The 20910-nt window shown below is 39.2% G+C and carries 19 protein-coding genes, 3 tRNA genes and 1 pseudogene; 2 read left to right on the forward strand and 21 right to left on the reverse strand.

Features of this window, described 5'->3' with window-relative positions:
- Positions 1–22 precede the first annotated feature (22 nt).
- The 6 genes from A5N88_RS15535 to A5N88_RS15555 all read right to left on the reverse strand — a co-directional run bounded on the left by A5N88_RS15535 (position 23) and on the right by A5N88_RS15555 (position 3058).
- Complete coding sequence (locus A5N88_RS15535; RefSeq protein ID WP_066267695.1) at positions 23–469, reverse strand: Lrp/AsnC family transcriptional regulator; 447 nt, start codon at positions 467–469, stop codon at positions 23–25.
- 638 nt (positions 470–1107) lie between these two features.
- Positions 1108–1287, reverse strand: coding sequence for a hypothetical protein (locus tag A5N88_RS15540; protein ID WP_066267700.1), 180 nt, complete (start codon positions 1285–1287; stop codon positions 1108–1110).
- Between the two features lie 256 nt (positions 1288–1543).
- Positions 1544–1681, reverse strand: a complete 138-nt coding sequence (locus A5N88_RS25880; protein ID WP_232317585.1) for a hypothetical protein — start codon at positions 1679–1681, stop codon at positions 1544–1546.
- Between the two features lie 17 nt (positions 1682–1698).
- Complete coding sequence (locus A5N88_RS15550; RefSeq protein ID WP_066267703.1) at positions 1699–2136, reverse strand: hypothetical protein; 438 nt, start codon at positions 2134–2136, stop codon at positions 1699–1701.
- Positions 2137–2211: 75 nt separating this feature from the next.
- Positions 2212–2391, reverse strand: coding sequence for a hypothetical protein (locus A5N88_RS25005; RefSeq protein ID WP_157090696.1), 180 nt, complete (start codon positions 2389–2391; stop codon positions 2212–2214).
- 148 nt (positions 2392–2539) lie between these two features.
- Positions 2540–3058 carry a DJ-1/PfpI family protein gene (locus A5N88_RS15555; RefSeq protein WP_066267705.1) on the reverse strand — a complete coding sequence of 173 codons (519 nt, stop codon included), beginning with the start codon at positions 3056–3058 and terminating at the stop codon, positions 2540–2542.
- A 148-nt stretch (positions 3059–3206) separates the two neighbouring features.
- On the opposite strand from A5N88_RS15555, the gene A5N88_RS15560 reads away from it, so the two are divergent.
- On the forward strand, positions 3207–3596 hold the full coding sequence (locus tag A5N88_RS15560; RefSeq protein WP_066267706.1) for a winged helix-turn-helix transcriptional regulator: 390 nt from the start codon (positions 3207–3209) through the stop codon (positions 3594–3596).
- A 202-nt stretch (positions 3597–3798) separates the two neighbouring features.
- Here the strand turns inward: A5N88_RS15560 and A5N88_RS15565 are convergent.
- Positions 3799–4095 (reverse strand): annotated as a pseudogene (locus tag A5N88_RS15565) (LytTR family transcriptional regulator); the annotation flags it as partial.
- Between the two features lie 130 nt (positions 4096–4225).
- Between A5N88_RS15565 and A5N88_RS15570 the strand changes: the two are divergent.
- Positions 4226–5254 carry a zinc-binding alcohol dehydrogenase family protein gene (locus A5N88_RS15570; RefSeq protein WP_066267708.1) on the forward strand — a complete coding sequence of 343 codons (1029 nt, stop codon included), beginning with the start codon at positions 4226–4228 and terminating at the stop codon, positions 5252–5254.
- A gap of 568 nt (positions 5255–5822) precedes the next feature.
- On the opposite strand, the gene rlmH is transcribed toward A5N88_RS15570, so the two are convergent.
- The 14 genes from rlmH to A5N88_RS15645 form a co-directional block, all read right to left on the reverse strand.
- Complete coding sequence (gene rlmH / locus A5N88_RS15580) at positions 5823–6302, reverse strand: 23S rRNA (pseudouridine(1915)-N(3))-methyltransferase RlmH (RefSeq protein WP_066267709.1); 480 nt, start codon at positions 6300–6302, stop codon at positions 5823–5825.
- A 691-nt stretch (positions 6303–6993) separates the two neighbouring features.
- Entirely contained in the window at positions 6994–8304 is a 1311-nt protein-coding gene (locus A5N88_RS15585) for a S1C family serine protease (RefSeq protein WP_066267711.1), read from the reverse strand.
- Between the two features lie 253 nt (positions 8305–8557).
- Positions 8558–9352 carry an MBL fold metallo-hydrolase gene (locus A5N88_RS15590; protein WP_066267713.1) on the reverse strand — a complete coding sequence of 265 codons (795 nt, stop codon included), beginning with the start codon at positions 9350–9352 and terminating at the stop codon, positions 8558–8560.
- A 6-nt stretch (positions 9353–9358) separates the two neighbouring features.
- Positions 9359–10180, reverse strand: a complete 822-nt coding sequence (locus tag A5N88_RS15595; protein WP_066267715.1) for a two-component system regulatory protein YycI — start codon at positions 10178–10180, stop codon at positions 9359–9361.
- Entirely contained in the window at positions 10167–11501 is a 1335-nt protein-coding gene (locus tag A5N88_RS15600; RefSeq protein ID WP_066267717.1) for a YycH family regulatory protein, read from the reverse strand. The genes A5N88_RS15595 and A5N88_RS15600 overlap by 14 nt, the downstream gene beginning before the upstream one ends.
- Positions 11498–13318, reverse strand: coding sequence for a cell wall metabolism sensor histidine kinase WalK (walK, locus tag A5N88_RS15605; RefSeq protein WP_066267719.1), 1821 nt, complete (start codon positions 13316–13318; stop codon positions 11498–11500). The genes A5N88_RS15600 and walK overlap by 4 nt, the downstream gene beginning before the upstream one ends.
- Positions 13319–13321: 3 nt before the next feature.
- On the reverse strand, positions 13322–14032 hold the full coding sequence (gene yycF / locus A5N88_RS15610; protein ID WP_066267721.1) for a response regulator YycF: 711 nt from the start codon (positions 14030–14032) through the stop codon (positions 13322–13324).
- Positions 14033–14426: 394 nt separating this feature from the next.
- Positions 14427–14499 (reverse strand) — tRNA-Phe (locus A5N88_RS15615).
- Between the two features lie 99 nt (positions 14500–14598).
- Positions 14599–14674 (reverse strand) — tRNA-Asp (locus A5N88_RS15620).
- A gap of 15 nt (positions 14675–14689) precedes the next feature.
- Positions 14690–14765, reverse strand: a tRNA-Lys gene (locus A5N88_RS15625).
- Between the two features lie 404 nt (positions 14766–15169).
- Positions 15170–16456, reverse strand: a complete 1287-nt coding sequence (locus tag A5N88_RS15630) for an adenylosuccinate synthase (RefSeq protein ID WP_066267723.1) — start codon at positions 16454–16456, stop codon at positions 15170–15172.
- 522 nt (positions 16457–16978) lie between these two features.
- Complete coding sequence (dnaB, locus tag A5N88_RS15635) at positions 16979–18343, reverse strand: replicative DNA helicase (RefSeq protein ID WP_066267725.1); 1365 nt, start codon at positions 18341–18343, stop codon at positions 16979–16981.
- A 139-nt stretch (positions 18344–18482) separates the two neighbouring features.
- Positions 18483–18932, reverse strand: coding sequence for a 50S ribosomal protein L9 (gene rplI / locus A5N88_RS15640; protein ID WP_066267727.1), 450 nt, complete (start codon positions 18930–18932; stop codon positions 18483–18485).
- Positions 18929–20902, reverse strand: a complete 1974-nt coding sequence (locus A5N88_RS15645) for a DHH family phosphoesterase (protein ID WP_066267729.1) — start codon at positions 20900–20902, stop codon at positions 18929–18931. The genes rplI and A5N88_RS15645 overlap by 4 nt, the downstream gene beginning before the upstream one ends.
- Positions 20903–20910: the final 8 nt, after the last annotated feature.

Here is a 20910-nt window from a genome sequence, read left to right on the forward strand (position 1 = left end):
ATCGCTTTTTATTGACTACTCCCTAAAAGTAATCGTATGAGGTTTTATAAACCTCGTGCTGAATAATAGTATTAATTTCAGTGATAAATGGGAGTTTATTAATTCTGTGAATAAGCTGGGTAATATCATCTTGTCCGGGAACCGCAATTTGAGCGAGCAGGGGATATGGTCCGGAAGTCATTGTGATAAAACGAATCTCCCGAAAGGATTTTAATGCCTCAATTGCCTGATCCATCCCTTGAGGAATTACCTTTAATTGGAGGATGGCCCCAGCCTTTATACCGATTGAAACCGGATTTACCACTCCAACAACGCTAATAATCCCATTATCCACAAGGTTTTTATAACGCAGCCGTATTGTTTTTTCGGTGACATTTAAGGTTGAAGCAATTTCCGTAAATGAAATTCTTCCATCCTTAGAAAGACATTGAATAATGCCTTTGTCCCATTCATCCAGATTATAATCCAACGGAGTACCTCCTTTCGTCTATAGTTTTTAGTTTGATTCCTAATGTGAGTACTGAAACTAAAATATGATAACTAATTACAATACTAAAAGTTCATTTTAATATCTGAATAAGGAATTTAAAGTAATTATAGTAAAAGAATTTTCAGAAATCAATTTTTTTTTAAAAAATTAACTAAAATATTAAAATAAAAGCAGACGGTACGACGAGGATCTTCTATAGATTCTCGTTACCATCTGCTGTTATTCAATTTAATTTTAGCAATCTCAGCACCCACGTGGGTTAGCTACAGAAACTTCCTTCAGACCGTAATGCATGAGTTGTAACTTTGCATTAGGATATTTGTCTTTCTGTTTTTCATATAAATTTCAATATTATTCGTTTGGAGACGAATTGCGGACCAATTGATGCGTGTAGAGAGCGGAAACATATTATCTAATTACCAACCAAAATTTCAACTAAAAAACCTCATTTACTTATGGTACGGTTCACCATAACGAATCTAAATGAGGTTTTTTTATTGTATTAAAAAGAGAAGTGGTTTTTTCCCTCTTCCCATCGATTTATCTGTCAGTTATCCTCCAAGTCATTAATTTATACAGGGAATACAACTTTGCAATTTTCCCCTTTGTAATTTGAATTATGCTTTCTTTTGTTTTAAGATGTTCATGGTTAGGGAACATATGATAAATACAAAAGGATTCATAACCTTCCTTATCATACCTTCTCGTAATTTAGTATCCTTAAAGCCTTTTTTAGCAAGTGCATAAATAGATAATCCAAATACCACTCCCGTTTTAAACAAATCATTCGGTGACATACGCTCACCTCCTTTACTGTTAAATCACGCACGAAAAAGAGACGATAACTCTTTAAGAGCAAACCTCTCCGACCCTTTATCATAATAAATTGTCCTATATATTCACCCGCCAGTGACTTCATACAAAGCTTATAGGCTTAATAAGTTCACCATCTTTCAATAGGCCAAGGGCCCCTGTTTATCCTGTAATAAGTAAACCACATTCGATGCATCGCCATCATAGAAGAATACCCAACACGTTAGTTCTTTCTTAAATTCAACCGGAATACTTGCCTAGCTCCCCGTTCCTTATGTCGTCCGCTGATATGGCTTTAACATCTACTTTCCAGTCTTTATATGCCAAATGTGGATGCTGTTCCTCCATATAGTGTCTAAATACTTTAATAACGCTCATGTTATTGCTCGCTCCCCTTATAGGTTGATAAAAATGGAAAAAGGAGAAGATAAATCATCGTCTCTGGATGATTTATCTTCTCCCTGCGTTGTAAAGTGCCTAACCACTTCATTATTCATTTGAATTTGTATCGATTCAATTTTGCGGTCATTAACTATCGTAATTTTATTGATTAGCAAATGCAAAAGCTGTTTTCTCTGTTCGTCTGTAATGGAATTCTTATAACAATCCTCAAAATGATTCATTACCCGTTTGACCATTTTAAATGATATTTCTTGCTTGCTGGCTTGCCCCAATTTTTGCTCAATCGGCACAATTCGGTCATCCAATAGCCTAGTTTCTTCATCTAACTTTTCCAATCGGTCCTTTAAATCGGTCTTGTTTAATATTCCATCTTCGTACAGACCTATTGCCTTATCTTTCTTAGATTGAATAGCTTCCAATGAATTTTTCAAGATTCGATATTCCCTATGGAGCGGTTCTGAAATCGTACGATTGCTTTCATTAATTTTACCAACTATATCTGCTGGTTAACCAAATTTTAAAATAGCAGTAAGGTTATCACAGCCTTTTGTCCCGCTCCAGGTAAAAATTAACTGGGATAATTCATTGGTGCTTGAATCCACACGGTTCTCATTTTCTTGCCTTACTCTGTCTGAACAAGGGACAAGCTCTGACTTCTTGTTGGCCACAAGCTCCAACTGTAACACCAGCAAATTCCATAGGACAGCACCAACTCTATCTATTAAATGGGTTAATTTTCTGGTGTATTTTTCTTACATTTGGAAAGCCAAAAGCCTACGGAATTAATTCCGTAGGCTTTCGATTATATGAAAATTCAGCGAAGAGACTGTAGAATTAGCTTAATGCTTTTACTAAAGCTTCTCCAAATTCTTTAGCGCCATCTGGACCATCACCAGTGATAATATCATCATGAGCAACAACATGTTTTTCAACATATGTTACTTTATTCGCTTTTAATTGGTCTTTTTGTACATCTACTGGATAGCAAGTTGCTTCTCTTCCAGTAAGTAAACCCGTTTTAGCTACTGTAACCGCACCTGCACAAATTCCTGTTACAAGAACTTTATTAGTATACGCTCGTTTCAAGTAGTCTTGTAATTCTTGATTTTCCCATAGATGATCGTTCGTACCAGATCCACCAATAACAGATACAACATCATAGTCAGAAGCAAAAACGTCTGAGAAAATGACCTCAGCAGTTGCTTTACCTTCATAATCCCCAATGATTTCACCTGTTTTTGTACTTGCAATTGTCACATCAATTCCGTTGCTTTCCAATTCCGCTTTTGGTTGAAATAATTCGTCTTCATTGAAACGTTCTGGTGGTATAATTAAAAGTGCTTTTTTACTCATTTGTAGTTCCTCCTCATTAATGAAAAAGATTTGCCGGTAAGACGACCAGTTCATTCTACTACTTGTTTTCTTCACTGTGAAGAATGCACTTTTTTGTAAGGAGGTTACCGACAGGTTACAATTGATACAAATAAGGAGGTAAGAATTTATGCCAGATACATTTAGAGATGAAGTTAAAGAAAAGATCATAAATGGTGATTATAATTGTGAAAAAGAACTTACCTTATCAATTATAAGTGGTAAATGGAAAATTGTTATTTTATGGCATTTAGGGGTAGAAGGACCACATCGATTCAGTGATCTCCAAAGGCTTTTTCCAAAAATATCTCATAAAATATTAACGAATCAATTAAGAGAACTGATGGAAGATGGAATCGTTCATCGCGAGGTTTATCCAGAAGTTCCACCGAAAGTGGAATATTCCATGACTGAATTGGGGATGACTTTGCTTCCTATCGTTGAAATGATGTATGTATGGGGAAAAAATCGGATAGCAGAAATCATAAAAGAAATGGATATTTCGGAATTAAACAATTAAGCATAAGCTTACATTTACAATGTTGCTTTACAAAACCTATTAGAAAAGAAGAGGGTGTCCCAAAAGCCTAACGGCTTTTTGGAGTCGACCCTCTTTTTGTGCATAAAAAAACAAGAAAACCGTTCTCTTTAGTATAATGCTGTCACCACAACAAACATAAACCAAGAAAGGAACGATTTTCTTATGTTCATTAACTATAACACAGACCAACCAAGTAACCCTCAAGATTTTCATTATATAAAAATGGAACGGCCGTTCCAAGATAAGGAATATCAAAAATATCCCTGTTAATAAACTCTGAGACCTTTTGCTTCGTCACCATTGCTTTATGGGCAATCGTTCCTTCCTTTATAGGATCTCCGGCGCTAATTTTCAAATAAATTCGTTTACTTGGCCGATAGTAGATATATTCTTTTGTATTAGAAACAGCAATCGAACTTTCATCCGAAAATAATTCACCAATGACGTCCAGCAGTGAACTTAAGGTTATATCTTCCATACTATTAACACCTCATTCACATCTATATTAACACTTAATTTCACTGATGCTTAGAAACTATAGGCTAATAGTAATTATTTTAAGCCATACTAATAACAGGTATACTAATAAGGAAAGGATGTGGTTTATCATGAATACAATGAAGGCGGTAGGATTAACTCGTTACCTTCCAATTGACAATCCCCAAAGCCTGGTGGACGTAGTTGTAGAAAAACCAAAAGCAACGGGTCGTGACATTTTGGTCAAAGTTGCGGCCATATCGGTCAATCCTGTTGATACAAAGGTACGAGCTCCTAAGGAAAGAGTTGAGGAAGTTCCTAAAATTCTAGGTTGGGATGTAGCAGGAGTCGTCGAAGAGACAGGCCCGGATTGTTCATTGTTTCGTCCGGGAGATGAAGTTTTTTATGCTGGCAGTATTGCACGACAAGGCGGAAACAGTGAATACCATCTGGTCGATGAACGAATCGTTGGGCGCAAACCTGTTTCCTTAAGTTTTGTGGAAGCCGCAGCTCTTCCTCTAACCTCCATTACAGCTTGGGAAGCGTTATTTACCCGAATGTCTATTTCCCAAGATCCGGGCCCTAACAAAGGAAAGGCTCTGCTGATCATTGGTGCAGCCGGGGGTGTAGGTTCCATTGCCACTCAGCTTGCAAAACAAGCGGGGCTTACCGTAATCGGGACTGCTTCCCGATCGGAAACTGTTAGCTGGGTTAAATCAATGGGAGCGGACTATACCATTAATCACCATGACCCGCTCCTTCCACAACTTGAAGCAATTGGATTTACAAACGTTCCGTACATTTTTTGCCTGAATGCTTTGGAAAAACACTGGGCCGGTATTAGCGAAGCTATCTCTCCGCAAGGAGTTGTGTGCGCAATTGATGATCCAACCTCTCCGCTGGACCTCAAATTGCTTAAGCAAAAAAGCGTCACCTTCGTGTGGGAGTTTATGTTTACTCGCCCTGTTTACGAAACAGATGATATGATTGAGCAGCATCTATTGCTTAATCGTATTGCTGATGCTGTGGACCATCAAAAATTAAAGACAACACTGGCCGAAGTCCTTGGACCGATCTCAGCAGAAAATGTCCGTCAAGCCCACAAATTTTTGGAGAGCAATAGGACGATTGGTAAAATTGTACTAGAAGGTTTTGTTTAAAAACCTGTTTGCACAGAGTATAAAAAACAATGAGGTTTCCCGATAAATCGGTGATTCGATAATAATTTACTGGATTTTTCACATTAACATGGGGGTTTTTGAAAGCTGAACTAAAAAACTCTGGAGGATTAACAAAGCAAGTTAAAAATGGTTTAAGTTGGGCTACTTTCTTCTTTGGTTTTCTAACGGCTATTCCGCGGAGATTTAAAATGGGCTATTATAATGCTTAATTGCGGAGTATTTGAATCATTTACGCTGTGGATTGGTTCAACTGTAACGGGGATTGTGTTTTCTTTTATTTAAAATAAATTATACATAAAAGAACTAATTGAAAAGGTTACCAGCCCGCTAATGATGAATCAAGGGCCTTATTAGAAAATAACCAAATCATTTCCAAAACTGCATAATCCAAAAGGCTGGCTAAATGAAATTTCTGTTTATTTAGACAGCCTTTTTGCTTTATTAGCCTGTCAACATCCTTTCACAGTGCTAGTCAATTTAAAAACTGGATTAAATAGATTAAATTTTTTTCAATGTTTAGATTCTTATATTCCCTCAAAAACCTCATTTACTTATGATACGGTTCACCCCTATTAATCCTAAAAGCCCGATACACCTGCTCCACCAAAATCAGTCTCATGAGCTGATGTGGGAAGGTCATTTTTGAAAAAGAAAGGTCATCATCTGCCCTTTTTAAGACCTCGTTGCTTAGTCCCAGGGAGCCGCCGATAATAAATGCGATTTTGCTTTTTCCGTATGTAGCAAGCTTGTCCAGCGAATCAGCCAGATCTTCTGATGTCATCATTTTTCCTTTTATCGCGAGAGCAATGACATGTGTATCCTGGCTAATTTTTGCAAGGATCCGCTCCCCTTCTTTTTTCTTTACCTGCTCCATTTCAGAATGACTCAGAACCTCCGGAGCTTTTTCGTCCGGCACTTCAATCACTTCCACTTTTGCATAAGCAGATAAACGTTTTAGGTATTCTTCAATTCCTTGCTTTAAATATTTTTCTTTTAATTTTCCTACTGTAATGATAGAGATATTCACAGGTCGCCCTCCTTTTACAAACACGTTATCCACAGATGTTATCCACATATCCACAAAAAGTATCCACATTTTGTATAGGAATACTTGTTCCCTACTAGATATATAAATGGCTAATCCTTGTTCACAAGCTGTGGATAATCCTTAAACCGCATCAATTCTTTATTTTTATATTAGTATTAACTCTAATTTTTTTAGTTTCCCCATCTATCCACAGGCTATCATACCATAAATCCATTCTCTTTTTATCCACAAAGCTTGCACTGGGATTGTTTTTATTCTTCTATTGCACAAGAAAAGCGCAAGCGCCTTGCTCATCGGCGTACGGATTCCGGAGTCTTTGACTGAGATAAAGGAAACACAGCGAGGTTCTTCACGAGCTGATGTTGACTTATCGCAGGGAGAAGACGGAGAAATCCGCTAGCCGATAGGCGCTGGAGCTGGACAATGAAAAGCACAAGCGCCTTGCTCTTCGGCGTACGGATTCCGGAGTCTTTGACTGAGATAAAGGAAACACAGCGAGGTTTTTCACGTGCCGATGTTGACTTATCTTAGTGAGGGGATATAGAAATCTGCTAGCCGATAGGCGCTGAAGCTAGACAAGAAAAATATCCGCCGGCTCAGCATTTTCTAATTTCCTAAGCATAAAAAAAAGCGGAAAGCCTCATCCGCTTTCCGCTCTTCTCTCTTAATGCTACATATTCGATTCATCCACTAGCTTCAGTGTCACTTCTTTTTGTACACCGTTGCGGTAGTATTGAACCGTCACGCTGTCACCGGGTTTTTTCTTATCATATAAATATTTTCTCAATGAAATGATGTCTGTCACCTTATGGCCATCCAAGGCTGTAATGACATCGAGCTCCTTTAATCCGGCTGCTTGTGCAGGGGAGTTATTTGTGACCTTTTGAATCATAACACCATCTGTCACACTGCTAGGAAGCTTTAATGTTTCTTGCTGATGGTACTGAGAAATATCACTGACATTTTGTAATTGGACTCCCATTGCAGGGCGTTTTACCTTTCCATACTCCTCTATGTCTTGAATGATCGGTCTTGCTGTATTAATCGGAATAGAGAAACCAATACCTTCTACAGCACTTTGGGCAATCTTCATTGAGTTGATCCCTATAACCTGTCCAGCAATGTTGATTAAAGCACCGCCGCTGTTGCCTGGGTTAATGGCAGCATCTGTTTGAATAACCTCTTCCTGATAGTCCTCTACACCATCATCATTTAAATCAATCGGTACTGTACGATTTAGGCCTGATACAACCCCTTGGGTAACGGAGCCTGAAAACTCTTCGCCAAGCGGATTTCCTATAGCAATAACCGGTTCGCCCAATTTTAAAGCATCAGAATTTCCGAACTGTGCCACCTGGTTAATCTTAGAGCCGTCTACTTCCAGTACAGCAAGGTCTGACCACATATCTCCGCCTCTTAGCTTAGCTGGAAGTTTTGTTCCGTCTGAAAGTGTAACCTCTAATTGATCGGCACCGCTGACAACATGGTAGTTTGTTACAATATACGCCTTGCCGCCTGCTTTTTTATAAATAATTCCGGATCCTGTTGCTGCTGGCTCCTCCTGCCCTTGGCTGCTCTGGCCGCCTTGGCTCTGGTCACCACCTTGGCTTTGATCGCCGCCCTGGCTCTGGTCGCCTTGGCCCTGATTGTATTGGTCTGAGCCCCCTCCCTGGCCCAGATTACCCCAAAAGCTTTCTTTTTGAATGTTTGTAATACCCACAACCGTCTTTTCCGAGGAGGCGACTGCTCTTGTTACATCCGTATTAACATTTAATGAAAGGTTTTGCGTTTTAGAAGGTACTGTCTGAGTGGCATCCTGGACTGGCTGATTTCCTTCAACATTACCTGAAAGCATTGGAAAAGCAATAAGAACGATAAGTGCACCAACAATAACGCCAATTAGTCCTGTAAAGAAATAACCGCGCTTACTTCCCCTCTGCCTATAAGAACGATTCTGTTCATCATTATCATAGTAGCCCATAAAACCATTCCTTTCCATCCAAGTGATAATGTTATTTTTCCTATTGTTATTGTTATTATAATCAGCTTTTCTTAATTTTTCATGAATACACCATAAGAATTACCAAATTTACTAATATGTATATAGAAAAAAAGAGAGGCCTTATATTTAAAACCTCCCTCTTATATTCCATCAAATTCTTCTTTTTAAACTCATTTAAAACCGCTATAAAATCATTATCCTACCAATAAAATAATGATCCTTCTGCCTCCTGTTAAATGGCTATAAGCGGTGTTGGTACCTTGGGGTCCGTATCATATAAAGAGAATTGTTCTCCTGCCTTAATCCCCCTTGTTTCAAGGGTTTGCTCAACGCTCATCCTTGCAAGGTCTTTCATATTATTATCTTGGCTTAAATGAGCTAAATATATGCGGCGCGTCCTATCCCCAATGACATCTCCCATTGCCAAAGCTGCATCCTCATTGGACACATGTCCTACATCACTTAAAATTCTTCTTTTAATATTCCATGGATATCTTCCCATTCTGAGCATCTGGACATCATGGTTACTTTCAAAAACATATACATCCGCATTCGATATAATGCCTTTCATTCGATCGCTTACATAGCCTGTATCAGTAATGACCACAATTTTGCTCTGTCCATAATGGAAGGAATAAAACATGGGCTCAGCTGCATCATGCGAAACTCCAAAGGATTCGATTTGCAACGAACCAAAGGACTTAGTCGTTTCCATATCAAAAGTGAACTTCAAATCCACTGGCACCTCGCCTATTAGCCCTTCCATGGCCTTCCACGTTTTGTCATTCGCATAAACAGGCAGATTATATTTTCGAGCGAGAACTCCCACACCCTTAATATGGTCACTATGTTCATGAGTTACTAAAATTCCGCTTAAGCTATCAATTTTCCGGTCAACTTCTTGAAATAAAGACTCCATCTGTTTGCCGCTGAATCCTGCATCAACTAAAAAAGAGTGGCTTTCTGTTTCAACGTATATGGCATTTCCTGTACTGCCGCTCGCAAGTACACTAAAATGCATTGACATTCCTATTCACTCCAATATTTTATTCTGATTATTATCCGCCTGGAATACCTGTCCCTCGAAAGCATTTACAAAGAAGTTTTGCTGCTTATGATTATGTTCTACGACAAGGTGCCAGGTAGGAACCAATACTTGAACCTCAGTCAATTGTACCATTGTATAATAGCCCAGCTCAGCCTCTGTTACTTTACTGTTTGGCTGCAGCATCCCATTTGTATGCAATGCTTCGACTGCTTGAATAGCAGGAAGTACATCCTGTTCTTCATTTAATACTTTAATATCGTTTAATAGTGTTTGGTCGTATGAGGTCACTTGGTTTTTATTATTAAGGTAAAAAATGATATGTCCGCTCATATTATTGTAAATGGTTTTAAAATTATATTGTTCACAGTATTCAATCTGCTTTTTGTTTTTATCATAATTACAAAAACTATACTTATTGCCATCCACTAAATTCGTTTTTACATAAGGGTCAAGCTGTCTTTCAATGGAATCTCCACTCATTTTCCCCTTTAAAGCAAGGGGACTCTTAATAATGGAAGAAATGGTGGAATTATTGCTATCATTTATCGTAACTTTTTGGTCTGTTAAATTTTGAATATCCTTACTTGTAAATGACCTTGTATTTGCACTGATAAATTGGCTTTTTTCCTTCGTTTGAGGCAAATGGTCATAATTGATATCATCCGCCTTCAATCTTTGCTCCAAAGAGTAATCTGGGATAAATTCCAGCTTGCTTTTAGAGTACTTATAACAAAACTGGGTTAAAAGGTACACATCCAGAACAAGAAAGACGAGAATAAACATTGTTTTGGTCTTACTCCAATCCACCCTGTTTACCTCCTAACTGATCCTGTGAGACGGGAATCCAGTCACCATTGTATAAGTAATACCATTCAGGTTCAAAAATAAGAACGTTATTCTGCTTAGAATCATAGTCTGTATCATTGATAAGCTGGTACCCTATCTGCAAATCGTCTACTCTATCAAGACTGATGCCTGAAATCTTGCTTATTTCCTGAATCACTTCAGCGCCGCCAGGAAGCATGCTTTCCGAAACCTTCTGAGGTACAAGAATCGCCAATCTATAGAACGGACGATTATATTGATAGATTTCATTTTCTCCCCATTGGAGCATTATTTCAGCCATTTTAGAGTTTTCAAAGACAGGGGTTCCGTGTAAATACATTCTAAATATCACTTGATGCTTTTTCAGGTTCATTTGGAAATAGTGATAGGTATCCGTCCACATTCCAGGGTGATTCATAAACTCCAGGCTTCTTTTTAATAAATCATCTGCATTGGTTTGATAATTGGAATCTTCTGAAGGATTTATATAATAAAGCATTTTGCTTGAATCATTCGTCCTCATCATACTTGTCCCATTGGTATACTCCTGGGAATCACCAACCTCTCCCTTTTTAACAAAGTTAGGATCTGGAAAGAGGGCTCTCTCAAACTTTTCTGGGGGGACTTCATCCGTTATATAACGGTACGTGTTCATATTTGTTTGATCTTTAGGCAGCAAAATGGTTTTCCCTTTAGAAAGATTATAAACATCATACAGTTTGTAAGAATCATAAAGTGTTTTATTAATGTCCTTCATTAAGGAACTAATATATTGATAGTTTACTGAGCAGACGTATGCCTTTTGTGATGTGGTTGAAAGAAAGTAGAGATTATTATCCCTGTGTCCGCCATCTGTAAAATCAATCACAATTCGATTAAAAGAGGTATCCGGCAGGCTCTTATCATTAAATTGAACTACGTCCTTATAGACCTTTACAGGAACATTTTCAGGAAAAACAATATCAACATGGTTGTTCCCTATCTCCAGAGAGTTAATATCCTTAACGGAGAGCGTTTTTATTCCTTGGCTGCCGTAAAAGCTCCAGCCTTTCATCTCCTTTAAAATATCGTTTATTTCAGATTCATCCGTTGTTCCATAATGCCTGTTTACCTGGTTAACCATAATTTTCCCAGGCTTTATAAGACTTCCTGTATCTCTTTCCTCAGCAATGGAGACTTGATGAATATCTCTGCGGTCAATCGTATCGTAATGCGGCTGGAAATTCCAAATCATCCATGTTAAAAAGATACTTGCCGCGACAAATACGGCTAGGATCATCGTTTTAATTGTTTCGTATCTCATGACCACTCATCCTCTTGTGAGCGTTCATATGGAAGAGTGAAGTAAATAGTTGTTCCTTTCCCTTCAATACTGCTCGCCCAGATACGCCCACCATGTGCTTCAACTACTTCTTTTGCAATGGCAAGACCGAGGCCTGTCCCTCCCATTTGTCTGCTTCTTGCCTTATCTACACGGTAAAAACGCTCAAAGATTTTCTTTATATTATCCTTTGGAATGCCCATTCCCTGGTCCGAAATGCTTACTTCAATCATATTCTCCAGCTCTTTTACTTTAAATTTAACCTGTCCGCCTTCAGGAGAATATTTCAAGGCATTTGAAATAATATTATCCAATACCTGTGTCAGTTTATCTTCATCTATTTCTACGAATATTTCTGTATTTGGAAGCTTCCTTTTAAAAGTAACATGCTGTTCTTTCGTCATTTCAAAACGATCAATAATATGATGGAAGAACCCAATAAAGTTAACGTACTCTCTTGTTAACTGATCATCTTTGCTATCCATTTTCGACAGCTTTAATAGGTCGTTTACAAGACGAATCATCCGCTCTGTTTCATTTTGAGTAACTTTGAGAAAGCGCGGACCAATTTCCTCATCCTGCATCGCGCCATTTGCCAACGCCTCTAAATAACTCCTCATTGTTGTTAACGGCGTCCTTAATTCATGGGATACGTTTGCAACAAACTCACGGCGTTCGGCATCAATTTTCTCCTGCTCCGTTACATCATGAAGTACGGTAATTAAGCCGCTGACAAAACCTGTTTCACTCTGGATGATTGAAAAGTTGGCTCTTAGTATATACGTATTTTCCTTAGTGCTGAAATCAAGAAGAACAGAGTCCTGCTCTACCAAAAGATCTTCAAAGGTATACGTATCTTCTATTTTTAATAGAGAGATTAGCGGCTGAGAAAGTACTGTTTCACGTGAAACATCCAGAAGCTCTGACGCCGGGTCATTAATCAGGATGACTCTTCCTCTGCGATCTGTTGCAATCACTCCATCGGTCATATAAGCAAGGATTGATGCAAGCTTTCTGCGCTCACCCTCTGTTGTCGCCTGGGCTTCCTGAAGCTTTTTCGTCATATGATTAAAAGAATAGGCTAATTGGCCAATTTCATCGTTCCCATATACCTTTACTTTACGTGAAAAATTCCCCCTCGCCATGGCCATGGCCTGCTTTCTCATATCAGAAATAGGCCGCGATATGGTTCGGGCGAGAACAATTCCCAGGATGGCTGTAATTAAAAGGGCTATACCCGTCCCGGTTGCAAAGATATTATTAATTTCCTGCATGTTCTGATAAACGGTTTCTATTTTGGAAACTAAATAAACATATCCAATGACCTGGCCATTAGAGCTAATCGGCGATGTTACCACCCATAGCCGGTTTCCTGTGTGCTGGTCTAAAAAAATATTGTCCTGCTGGCTTTGAGAAGCAATAGCCTGATTCACTATTTTTTCTGTGGATTTTTGGCCAACGATTCCTTGATTGTTTGAATTTGACGTTCCCAATATGAGTCCATGACTGTTAATGAGGCGTGCCTCATAAATATCTTCTCCAGCAAAATCGGATAAAACTTTTCGAATCTCACTGGATTGGTCCTGGCCGCTCTTTTCACTTTCAAGCATCAGTTCCCGAAGATTATATTCAAGTGTTTTTACCTGAACAAGAATGGAATCTTTGAAATTATTTTCAAGGCGGAATTCTAACTTGTTTACAAAATATACGCCAATAATCTCCATTGCTACTAAAATAAGCAGCACATAGATTAAAACAAACTTAAGATGAATGGACTGAAAGATGCTAACCTTTTTCATATCTTACTCCTGTTCAGGATTGCGAAGATAATAACCGACTCCTCTTCGGGTTACAATCCAGCTTGGATGGCTTGGATTATCCTCAACCTTTTCACGTAAACGCCTTACTGTAACGTCAACAGTACGGACATCTCCATAATAATCATATCCCCATACGGTTTGAAGCAAATGTTCACGGGTCATAACCTGTCCGATATGCTTAGCAAGGTAGTATAGCAACTCAAATTCACGATGTGTAAGCTCAATGGTCTCCCCGCGCTTTGTCACAACATATGCGTCAGGATGAATCACAAGGGATCCAATGGCAATTTCATTGCTCTCCTCTTCTTCATCCGCTGCATTTGCGACATGCTGCTGGCGCCTTAGGTTTGCTTTAACGCGTGCAATCAGCTCTCTTGTACTAAAAGGCTTTGTAACATAATCATCAGCCCCTAGTTCCAATCCGAGCACTTTATCAATCTCAGAATCCTTAGCCGTCACCATAATAATCGGCATATCATACTTTTTCCGTACTTCACGGCATACTTCCATGCCATCTCTGTTCGGCAGCATAATATCTAAAACGATTAGCTCAGGCTGAACCTCTTCCACCATGCGAATCGCTTCGTCTCCATCGTAGGCACAATAAACCGTAAAGCCTTCCTTAGATAAATTAAACTGTAATATATCTGCAATTGGCTTTTCATCGTCAACTACTAATATCTTCTTATCCATTTTAAAACCTCCTGTTTCTTTCATGCATTCAACCTGCCATTTTATACAGCAGCTGGCTATTTTTTATAGGCTAAAGCCGTGTTATTAACATTATTTCATTTACCATTTAAGAGCATAAAGGCAAAAAAGCTCACAAAAAATATGAGTACACGTACTCTATCTTACTGTACCATTTTCTGACCTTTAATTCATCTTTTTCATAATATTAGCTGTTTCCAACTATTCCATTCTATAGGCGACACAAAAATACCTCTAGAGCAACCAGAGGTATTTAGTGAAGTGAAACATTTTTAGAGGCATGCTCAAATGATGTATAAACTTTAATCGGCCATTATATCAATCATGTTAAAAAAGCACTGCGAGAGTCTTTGTCATCGCAGTGCTTTTTGGTCAATGGCTCGGGACGGAATCGAACCGCCGACACAAGGATTTTCAGTCCTTTGCTCTACCGACTGAGCTACCGAGCCATAATAATAATGTTTCCTATAAAAAATTGTGCCTATCCTTCGTCCCGATTTCAGAAAGACAATTTATTTAATAAAAATCTATCTGACAAAATAAAAAAATGGCGGTCCCGACGGGAATCGAACCCGCGATCTCCTGCGTGACAGGCAGGCGTGATAACCGCTACACTACGGGACCATTTTTTTATGTAAATGGTGAGCCATGAAGGACTCGAACCTTCGACCCTCTGATTAAAAGTCAGATGCTCTACCGACTGAGCTAATGGCTCATAATGAGATGTGTTCTTAGATGTAGAATCTAATTTGAACCTTGTAAGCATCTACGACGTCCCAATCTCAGGATGTTTTGCAAGATGCGGCTCGATTGGTATGCTGATGTCATTTCGAATGAAGCTTATTCTGACGTGCTCTACCGACTGAGCTAATGGCTCATAATGAGATGTGTCCATGGATGAAAATCTATTTTGAACCTTTGGCATCATTGATGTCTTTTGATCTGTTCTTTTAAAGATTATCTCGTCCAGCAACGTTTATTATCTTATCACAGCCATTTACGCTTTTGCAACAACTTTCGTCAAATTTCTTAAAAAAAAATTAAAAAACAGGTTTAACCACCAGAATACCAAAAACTGTATTCCCGTAATTAAACCTGTTCTAAGATTGCTATTTTATTTTAACGCCACACACTTTGTACAACGTTCGTTTGTTTACGATCCGGTCCTACTGAAAAGATTGATAATGGCACACCTGTTAATTGAGAAATACGCTCGATATAATGGCGGGCATTAACAGGCAGTTCATCCAGGGATTGAACTCCTGTAATATCTTCTGTCCAGCCTGGCAGTTCTTCATATACCGGTTCACATTGGGCAAGTATTTTTAAATTTGCAGGAAATTCTTCAATGATTTGATCTTTGTAACGGTAAGCTACACAAATTTTTAATGTATCAATGCCTGTTAATACATCCAGCAAAGTAATGGCAAGATCTGTTAAGCCGCTCACTCTGCGTGCATGGCGGACTACAACACTGTCAAACCAGCCTACACGTCTCGGTCTTCCTGTAGTTGTTCCATACTCGCGTCCTACTTCACGGATTCGATCACCTATTTCATTATTCAGCTCTGTTGGAAATGGCCCGTCTCCGACTCTTGTTGTATAGGCTTTTGCAATTCCTACTACATGATTGATTTTTGAAGGTCCGACACCTGAACCAATTGTCACACCGCCCGCAATTGGATTTGAAGAAGTAACAAACGGGTATGTCCCTTGGTCGATGTCCAGCATAACACCTTGTGCCCCTTCAAATAATACCCGTTTTCCGTCATCAAGGGCATCGTTAAGAACGACAGAAGTATCACAAACATAGTCTTTGATCTGCTGTCCATATTCATAATACTCATCTAAAATGTCTTCAAGCTTAAATCCTTCTGTCTCATAGAAACGTTCCAGTAAGCGGTTCTTTTCTTCAAGGTTTCTTGTAAGTTTTTCTTCAAATACTTCACGGTCCAATAAATCAGCAATACGAATACCGATCCTTGCTGCTTTATCCATATAGGCAGGCCCAATTCCTTTTTTAGTTGTGCCAATTTTATTTACACCTTTACGCGCTTCATCTACTTCATCAATTTTCAAATGATATGGAAGAATGACATGGGCACGATTGCTGATGCGCAGATTATCTGTTGTAATATTGCGGTCGTGCAAGTATTTAAGTTCCTGAACAAGAGCTTTAGGATCTACAACCATACCGTTTCCAATAACACTTTTCTTTTCTTTATAGAAAATCCCCGACGGAATTAAGTGAAGCTTATAAGTTTCACCATCAAAACGAATGGTATGTCCCGCATTATTCCCGCCTTGATAACGCGCAATTACTTCTGCATTTTCAGAAAGGAAATCTGTTATTTTTCCTTTACCTTCATCTCCCCACTGAGTTCCCACCACAACAACTGAAGACATATACCGTACCTCCGTAAAAAAGTTTTTTTACATTTGATAATTTCATTCTAACAGTATTTATTTGAAAAAGTCAACCAAAACACGAACATTAACAAAATACAAAGCTTTTTTGTTCGTATGTAATAAGTGCAGCAGCTGAATGCTTCTTTTTAATATCGCTTTTTTAAAAGGGCTCTGTTGTTTTTTACTTTGAGTTTTAATTGAGCATTTGGCAGCTGCTGCAAAAGGGAAAAGAAACCACGTACAGATTTTTGTACTGTTTTTCTTTATTTTTCTAAAAAGGAAAAAATATATTCTCTTTTCCCACTCTAATCATACTAACGGGTATAGCGCAAGACCTTGCTCATCGGCGTCTCAGAGGGAGATAAAGGAAAAAGGAGACACAGTGAGGCCTTTCGCGAGCTGAGGTTGACTTATCTGACAGAGAGGATGGAGAAAACCACTAGCCGAAAGGCGCTGGAACTGGACAGAGACTAACTTTTTCTCTCCTATATAAAAAAAACAGCCAAAAAGGCTGTTTTTTTACGCTCCTGCTGGGACCTGTGAATCATCAAAGCGTCTTTCTAAATTAACAAACTTATTGTACTCCTTCACAAATGCCAGCTGAACAGTGCCTACCGGGCCATTACGCTGTTTGGCTATAATGATTTCAATAATATTTTTATTCTCGGATTCTTTATCGTAATAGTCATCACGGTATAAAAAGGCTACAATATCTGCATCCTGCTCTATACTTCCTGATTCACGGATATCTGACATCATTGGACGCTTGTCCTGTCTTTGTTCCACACCACGGGATAACTGTGACAGGGCAATTACAGGAACCTGAAGCTCACGGGCCAATGCTTTTAAAGAACGGGAAATCTCGGAAACCTCCTGCTGACGGTTATCAGAGGATCTGCCATTCCCTTGGATAAGCTGAAGATAGTCAATTAAGATCATGCCCAGCCCATGTTCCTGCTTTAAGCGGCGGCATTTTGAACGGATTTCACTGATCCTAATACCTGGAGTATCATCAATGTAAATACCTGAATCTGATAAGCTTCCCATAGCCATCGTCAGCTTTCGCCAATCCTCATCAGTTAAGGAGCCTGTACGAAGGTTTTGGGCATTGATGTTTCCCTCTGCACAAAGCATACGCATAACCAGCTGCTCTGCCCCCATCTCCAAACTGAAGATCGCTACGTTTTCCTCCGTCTTTGTTGCAACATTTTGGGCAATGTTCAAGGCAAATGCCGTTTTCCCCACTGAAGGACGCGCCCCTACAATGATTAGATCGTTACGCTGGAAGCCTGCTGTCATCCCGTCCAGCTCCACAAACCCAGTAGGAATCCCAGTAATATCCCCTTTACGATTATGAAGGAGTTCGATATTGTCGTAGGTTCTTACCAGAACATCCTTAATATCATGGAAAGCACCTGCATTCTTTCGCTGGGCAACCTCCATAATACTTTTTTCTGCTTCATTCAGGAGTTCGTCTACTTCATCTTCGCGGGCATATCCATCCTGAGCAATGGTCGTTGCCGTCCGGATCAACCGTCTTAATAGCGACTTCTCTTCTACTATTCTTGCGTAATACTCTATGTTGGCTGCAGTCGGAACCGAAGCGGCAAGTTCGCTTAAATACGAAATGCCGCCTACGTCCTCGAGCAATTTCTTAGCGCCGAGCTCCTCTGCCACAGTAATTAAATCTACCGCTTTTCCCTGATCATTTAACTCAAGGAATATATCAAAAATCTTTTGATGCGCACTCCGGTAAAAATCATCCGGAATCAAAATCTCCGTCGCCATGATTAAGGAAGCCGGCTCAAGGAAAATTGCACCAAGTACCGCCTGCTCCGCCTCAATATTCTGTGGCGGAATACGATCTGCAAATAAATCACTCATCTATTTTAACCTCCCACTTTCTTTATGGGCAGTCTGCTTACATTTTATCCATATAAAAAATGTGATCTAAAATATGACCACATTTTTCATACTGTCATTCTATTGTAACATGAACGTGGTTTCAATAGCTCTGGCAATTTTAGCTTTCTTCCGTAATGTGTACATTTAAGGTTGCTGTTACGTCAGAATGCAATTTCAATGGAACTTTGGTGTATCCAAGTGTTCTGATGGCATCATTTAACTCTATTTTGCGCTTATCAACTTTTATTTTATGGACTTTATTTAATTCCTCAGCAATCTGCTTGCTCGTAATAGATCCAAATAGACGACCGTCTTTTCCTGATTTTGCTTTTAATTCTACCGTTAATTTTTCAATTTGCTCTTTTAGTTGTTTCGCTTCGCTGAGCTCATTGGCAGCGGCTTGCGCCTCTTTTTTCTTTTGTGCTTCAAGTCCCTTAAGATTTCCCGTTGTTGCTTCAACAGCAAGGCCCTGCTTTAGCAAAAAGTTGTGTGCATATCCGTCTGCCACATTCTTTGTTTCTCCCTTTTTGCCTTTTCCTTTAACATCTTTTAGAAATATTACTTTCATGATTTTTGACTCCCTTCCAAGTAATCTTCAATTGCTTTTAGCAATAGGTTCTCGGCTTCTTTAATTGTAACATCTTTCAGCTGGGTAGCGGCATTTGACAAATGCCCGCCTCCATCCAGACTTTCCATAACAACCTGAACATTGACATTCCCCAATGATCGGGCACTGATCCCCACTTCATTTTCGCCCCTTTTGGCAATAACAAAAGACGCTTGCACACCGTCCATTGTCAGCAGCGTGTCGGCAGATTGTGCAGTTAGTACTGGTGTACATATCACATTTTCAGGGGCGCAGGCAACGGCTATCCCATCAAAATAGAATTTTACCTTTTCTATTATTTTAGATCGCTGCAGATAGGTATCTACATCTTCTTTTAAGAATTTTTGAACAAGTACAGTGTCAGCTCCCAATGCCCTTAAATATGAAGCTGCATCAAATGTACGCGAACCCGTTCTAAGTGTAAAGCTTTTTGTATCCACAATAATACCGGCAAGCAGTGCAGTTGCTTCTAATGAATTAATCTTTTCATTCTTTGGCTGATACTCTAACAGCTCAGTGACCAGTTCTGCAGTAGATGATGCGTAAGGCTCCATATACACGAGCATAGGATTTTTGATGAAATCTTCACTTCGGCGGTGATGATCGATGACCACCACATCATCAATTTTTTTCAACAGCTTTTCTTCAATAACAAAAGATGGCTTATGGGTATCCACTACCACAAGCAATGTATCCTCGGTTGCCATTTCGATTGCTTCCTCGGGTGTAATGAAACGGGAATAGATGTCAGGATACTGTTTGATTTCATTGATTAAACGTTTAACACCTGTATCAAGCTCATTGAAATTGATCACAACATAAGCTTCTTTTTGGTTCATTTGTGCGACTTTCCGAATTCCGATAGCTGCTCCTACAGCATCCATATCCGGAAACTTATGCCCCATAATGATGACTTTATCGCTTTCAAGCATTAATTCCTTTAAAGCATGGGAAATGACCCTTGCACGGACTCTAGTCCGTTTTTCCATAGGGTTGGTTTTGCCTCCATAGAATTTCACTTTGCCGTTGGTTTGTTTCATCGCGACCTGGTCCCCTCCGCGGCCAAGTGCAATATCTAGGCTTGATTGTGCCAGTGTTCCCAGATCAGGAAGGGAAGGGACGCCAGAACCTACACCCACACTTAATGTAAGGGGAACATTTTTCTTGGTGGTGGTTTCTCTTACTTCGTCCAGGATTGAAAACTTTTCCTTTTCCAAATCATGCAGAATTTTTTCATTAAAAACAGCAAAGAAACGTTCAGAGGATACCCTTTTTAGAAAAATGCCATGCTCCATTGCCCAGTTATTTAGAATGGACGTCACAAGGCTGTTTAAGCTGCTTTTGGTCTGGTCATCCATCCCCTGTGTCATTTCATCATAATTATCCAAATAGATAATGGCAAGGACACTTCTTTCTTCTTCGTACAGCTTTTCGACCTGTGTTTGCTCCGTAACATCAAAGAAATAAAGCAGGCGCTCCTCCAGTTTAAGGATGACACGATATTTTCGGTCATTGAGCGTGACAATTTCCGTATTCAGCTCCTGCTTAATAAATGGAACAAGTGTATCCGCTACATCGTATAAGCTTCTGCCCACAAGAGTATCCTCATTAAAGCAGGATGCCATAAAGGAATTGGTCCATTCAATTATATAATCATCATTGATGAGCATAATTCCTATTGGCATTTCCATCAGGGCTTCTTCCCCTACTTTTTTTACCCTGTAGGAAAGGGTGGAAATATAGTTTTCAATCTCTTCGTTTGTCTTTTGTTCTAAATAAAAGGCCATATAAAATAAGGCACCTAAAAAAACAAGGCCAATTGCTGTAATCCACCAATAATAAAAGGCTATGATAGCAAGCAGTGCTAAAGATACCGCAATTAACCCATACAACGGATAACGAATCATCCGTTTGTTGTAATATGATGGCATAATTTCAG

This window comes from Heyndrickxia acidicola (assembly GCF_001636425.1).
Taxonomy (GTDB): domain Bacteria; phylum Bacillota; class Bacilli; order Bacillales; family Bacillaceae_C; genus Bacillus_AE; species Bacillus_AE acidicola.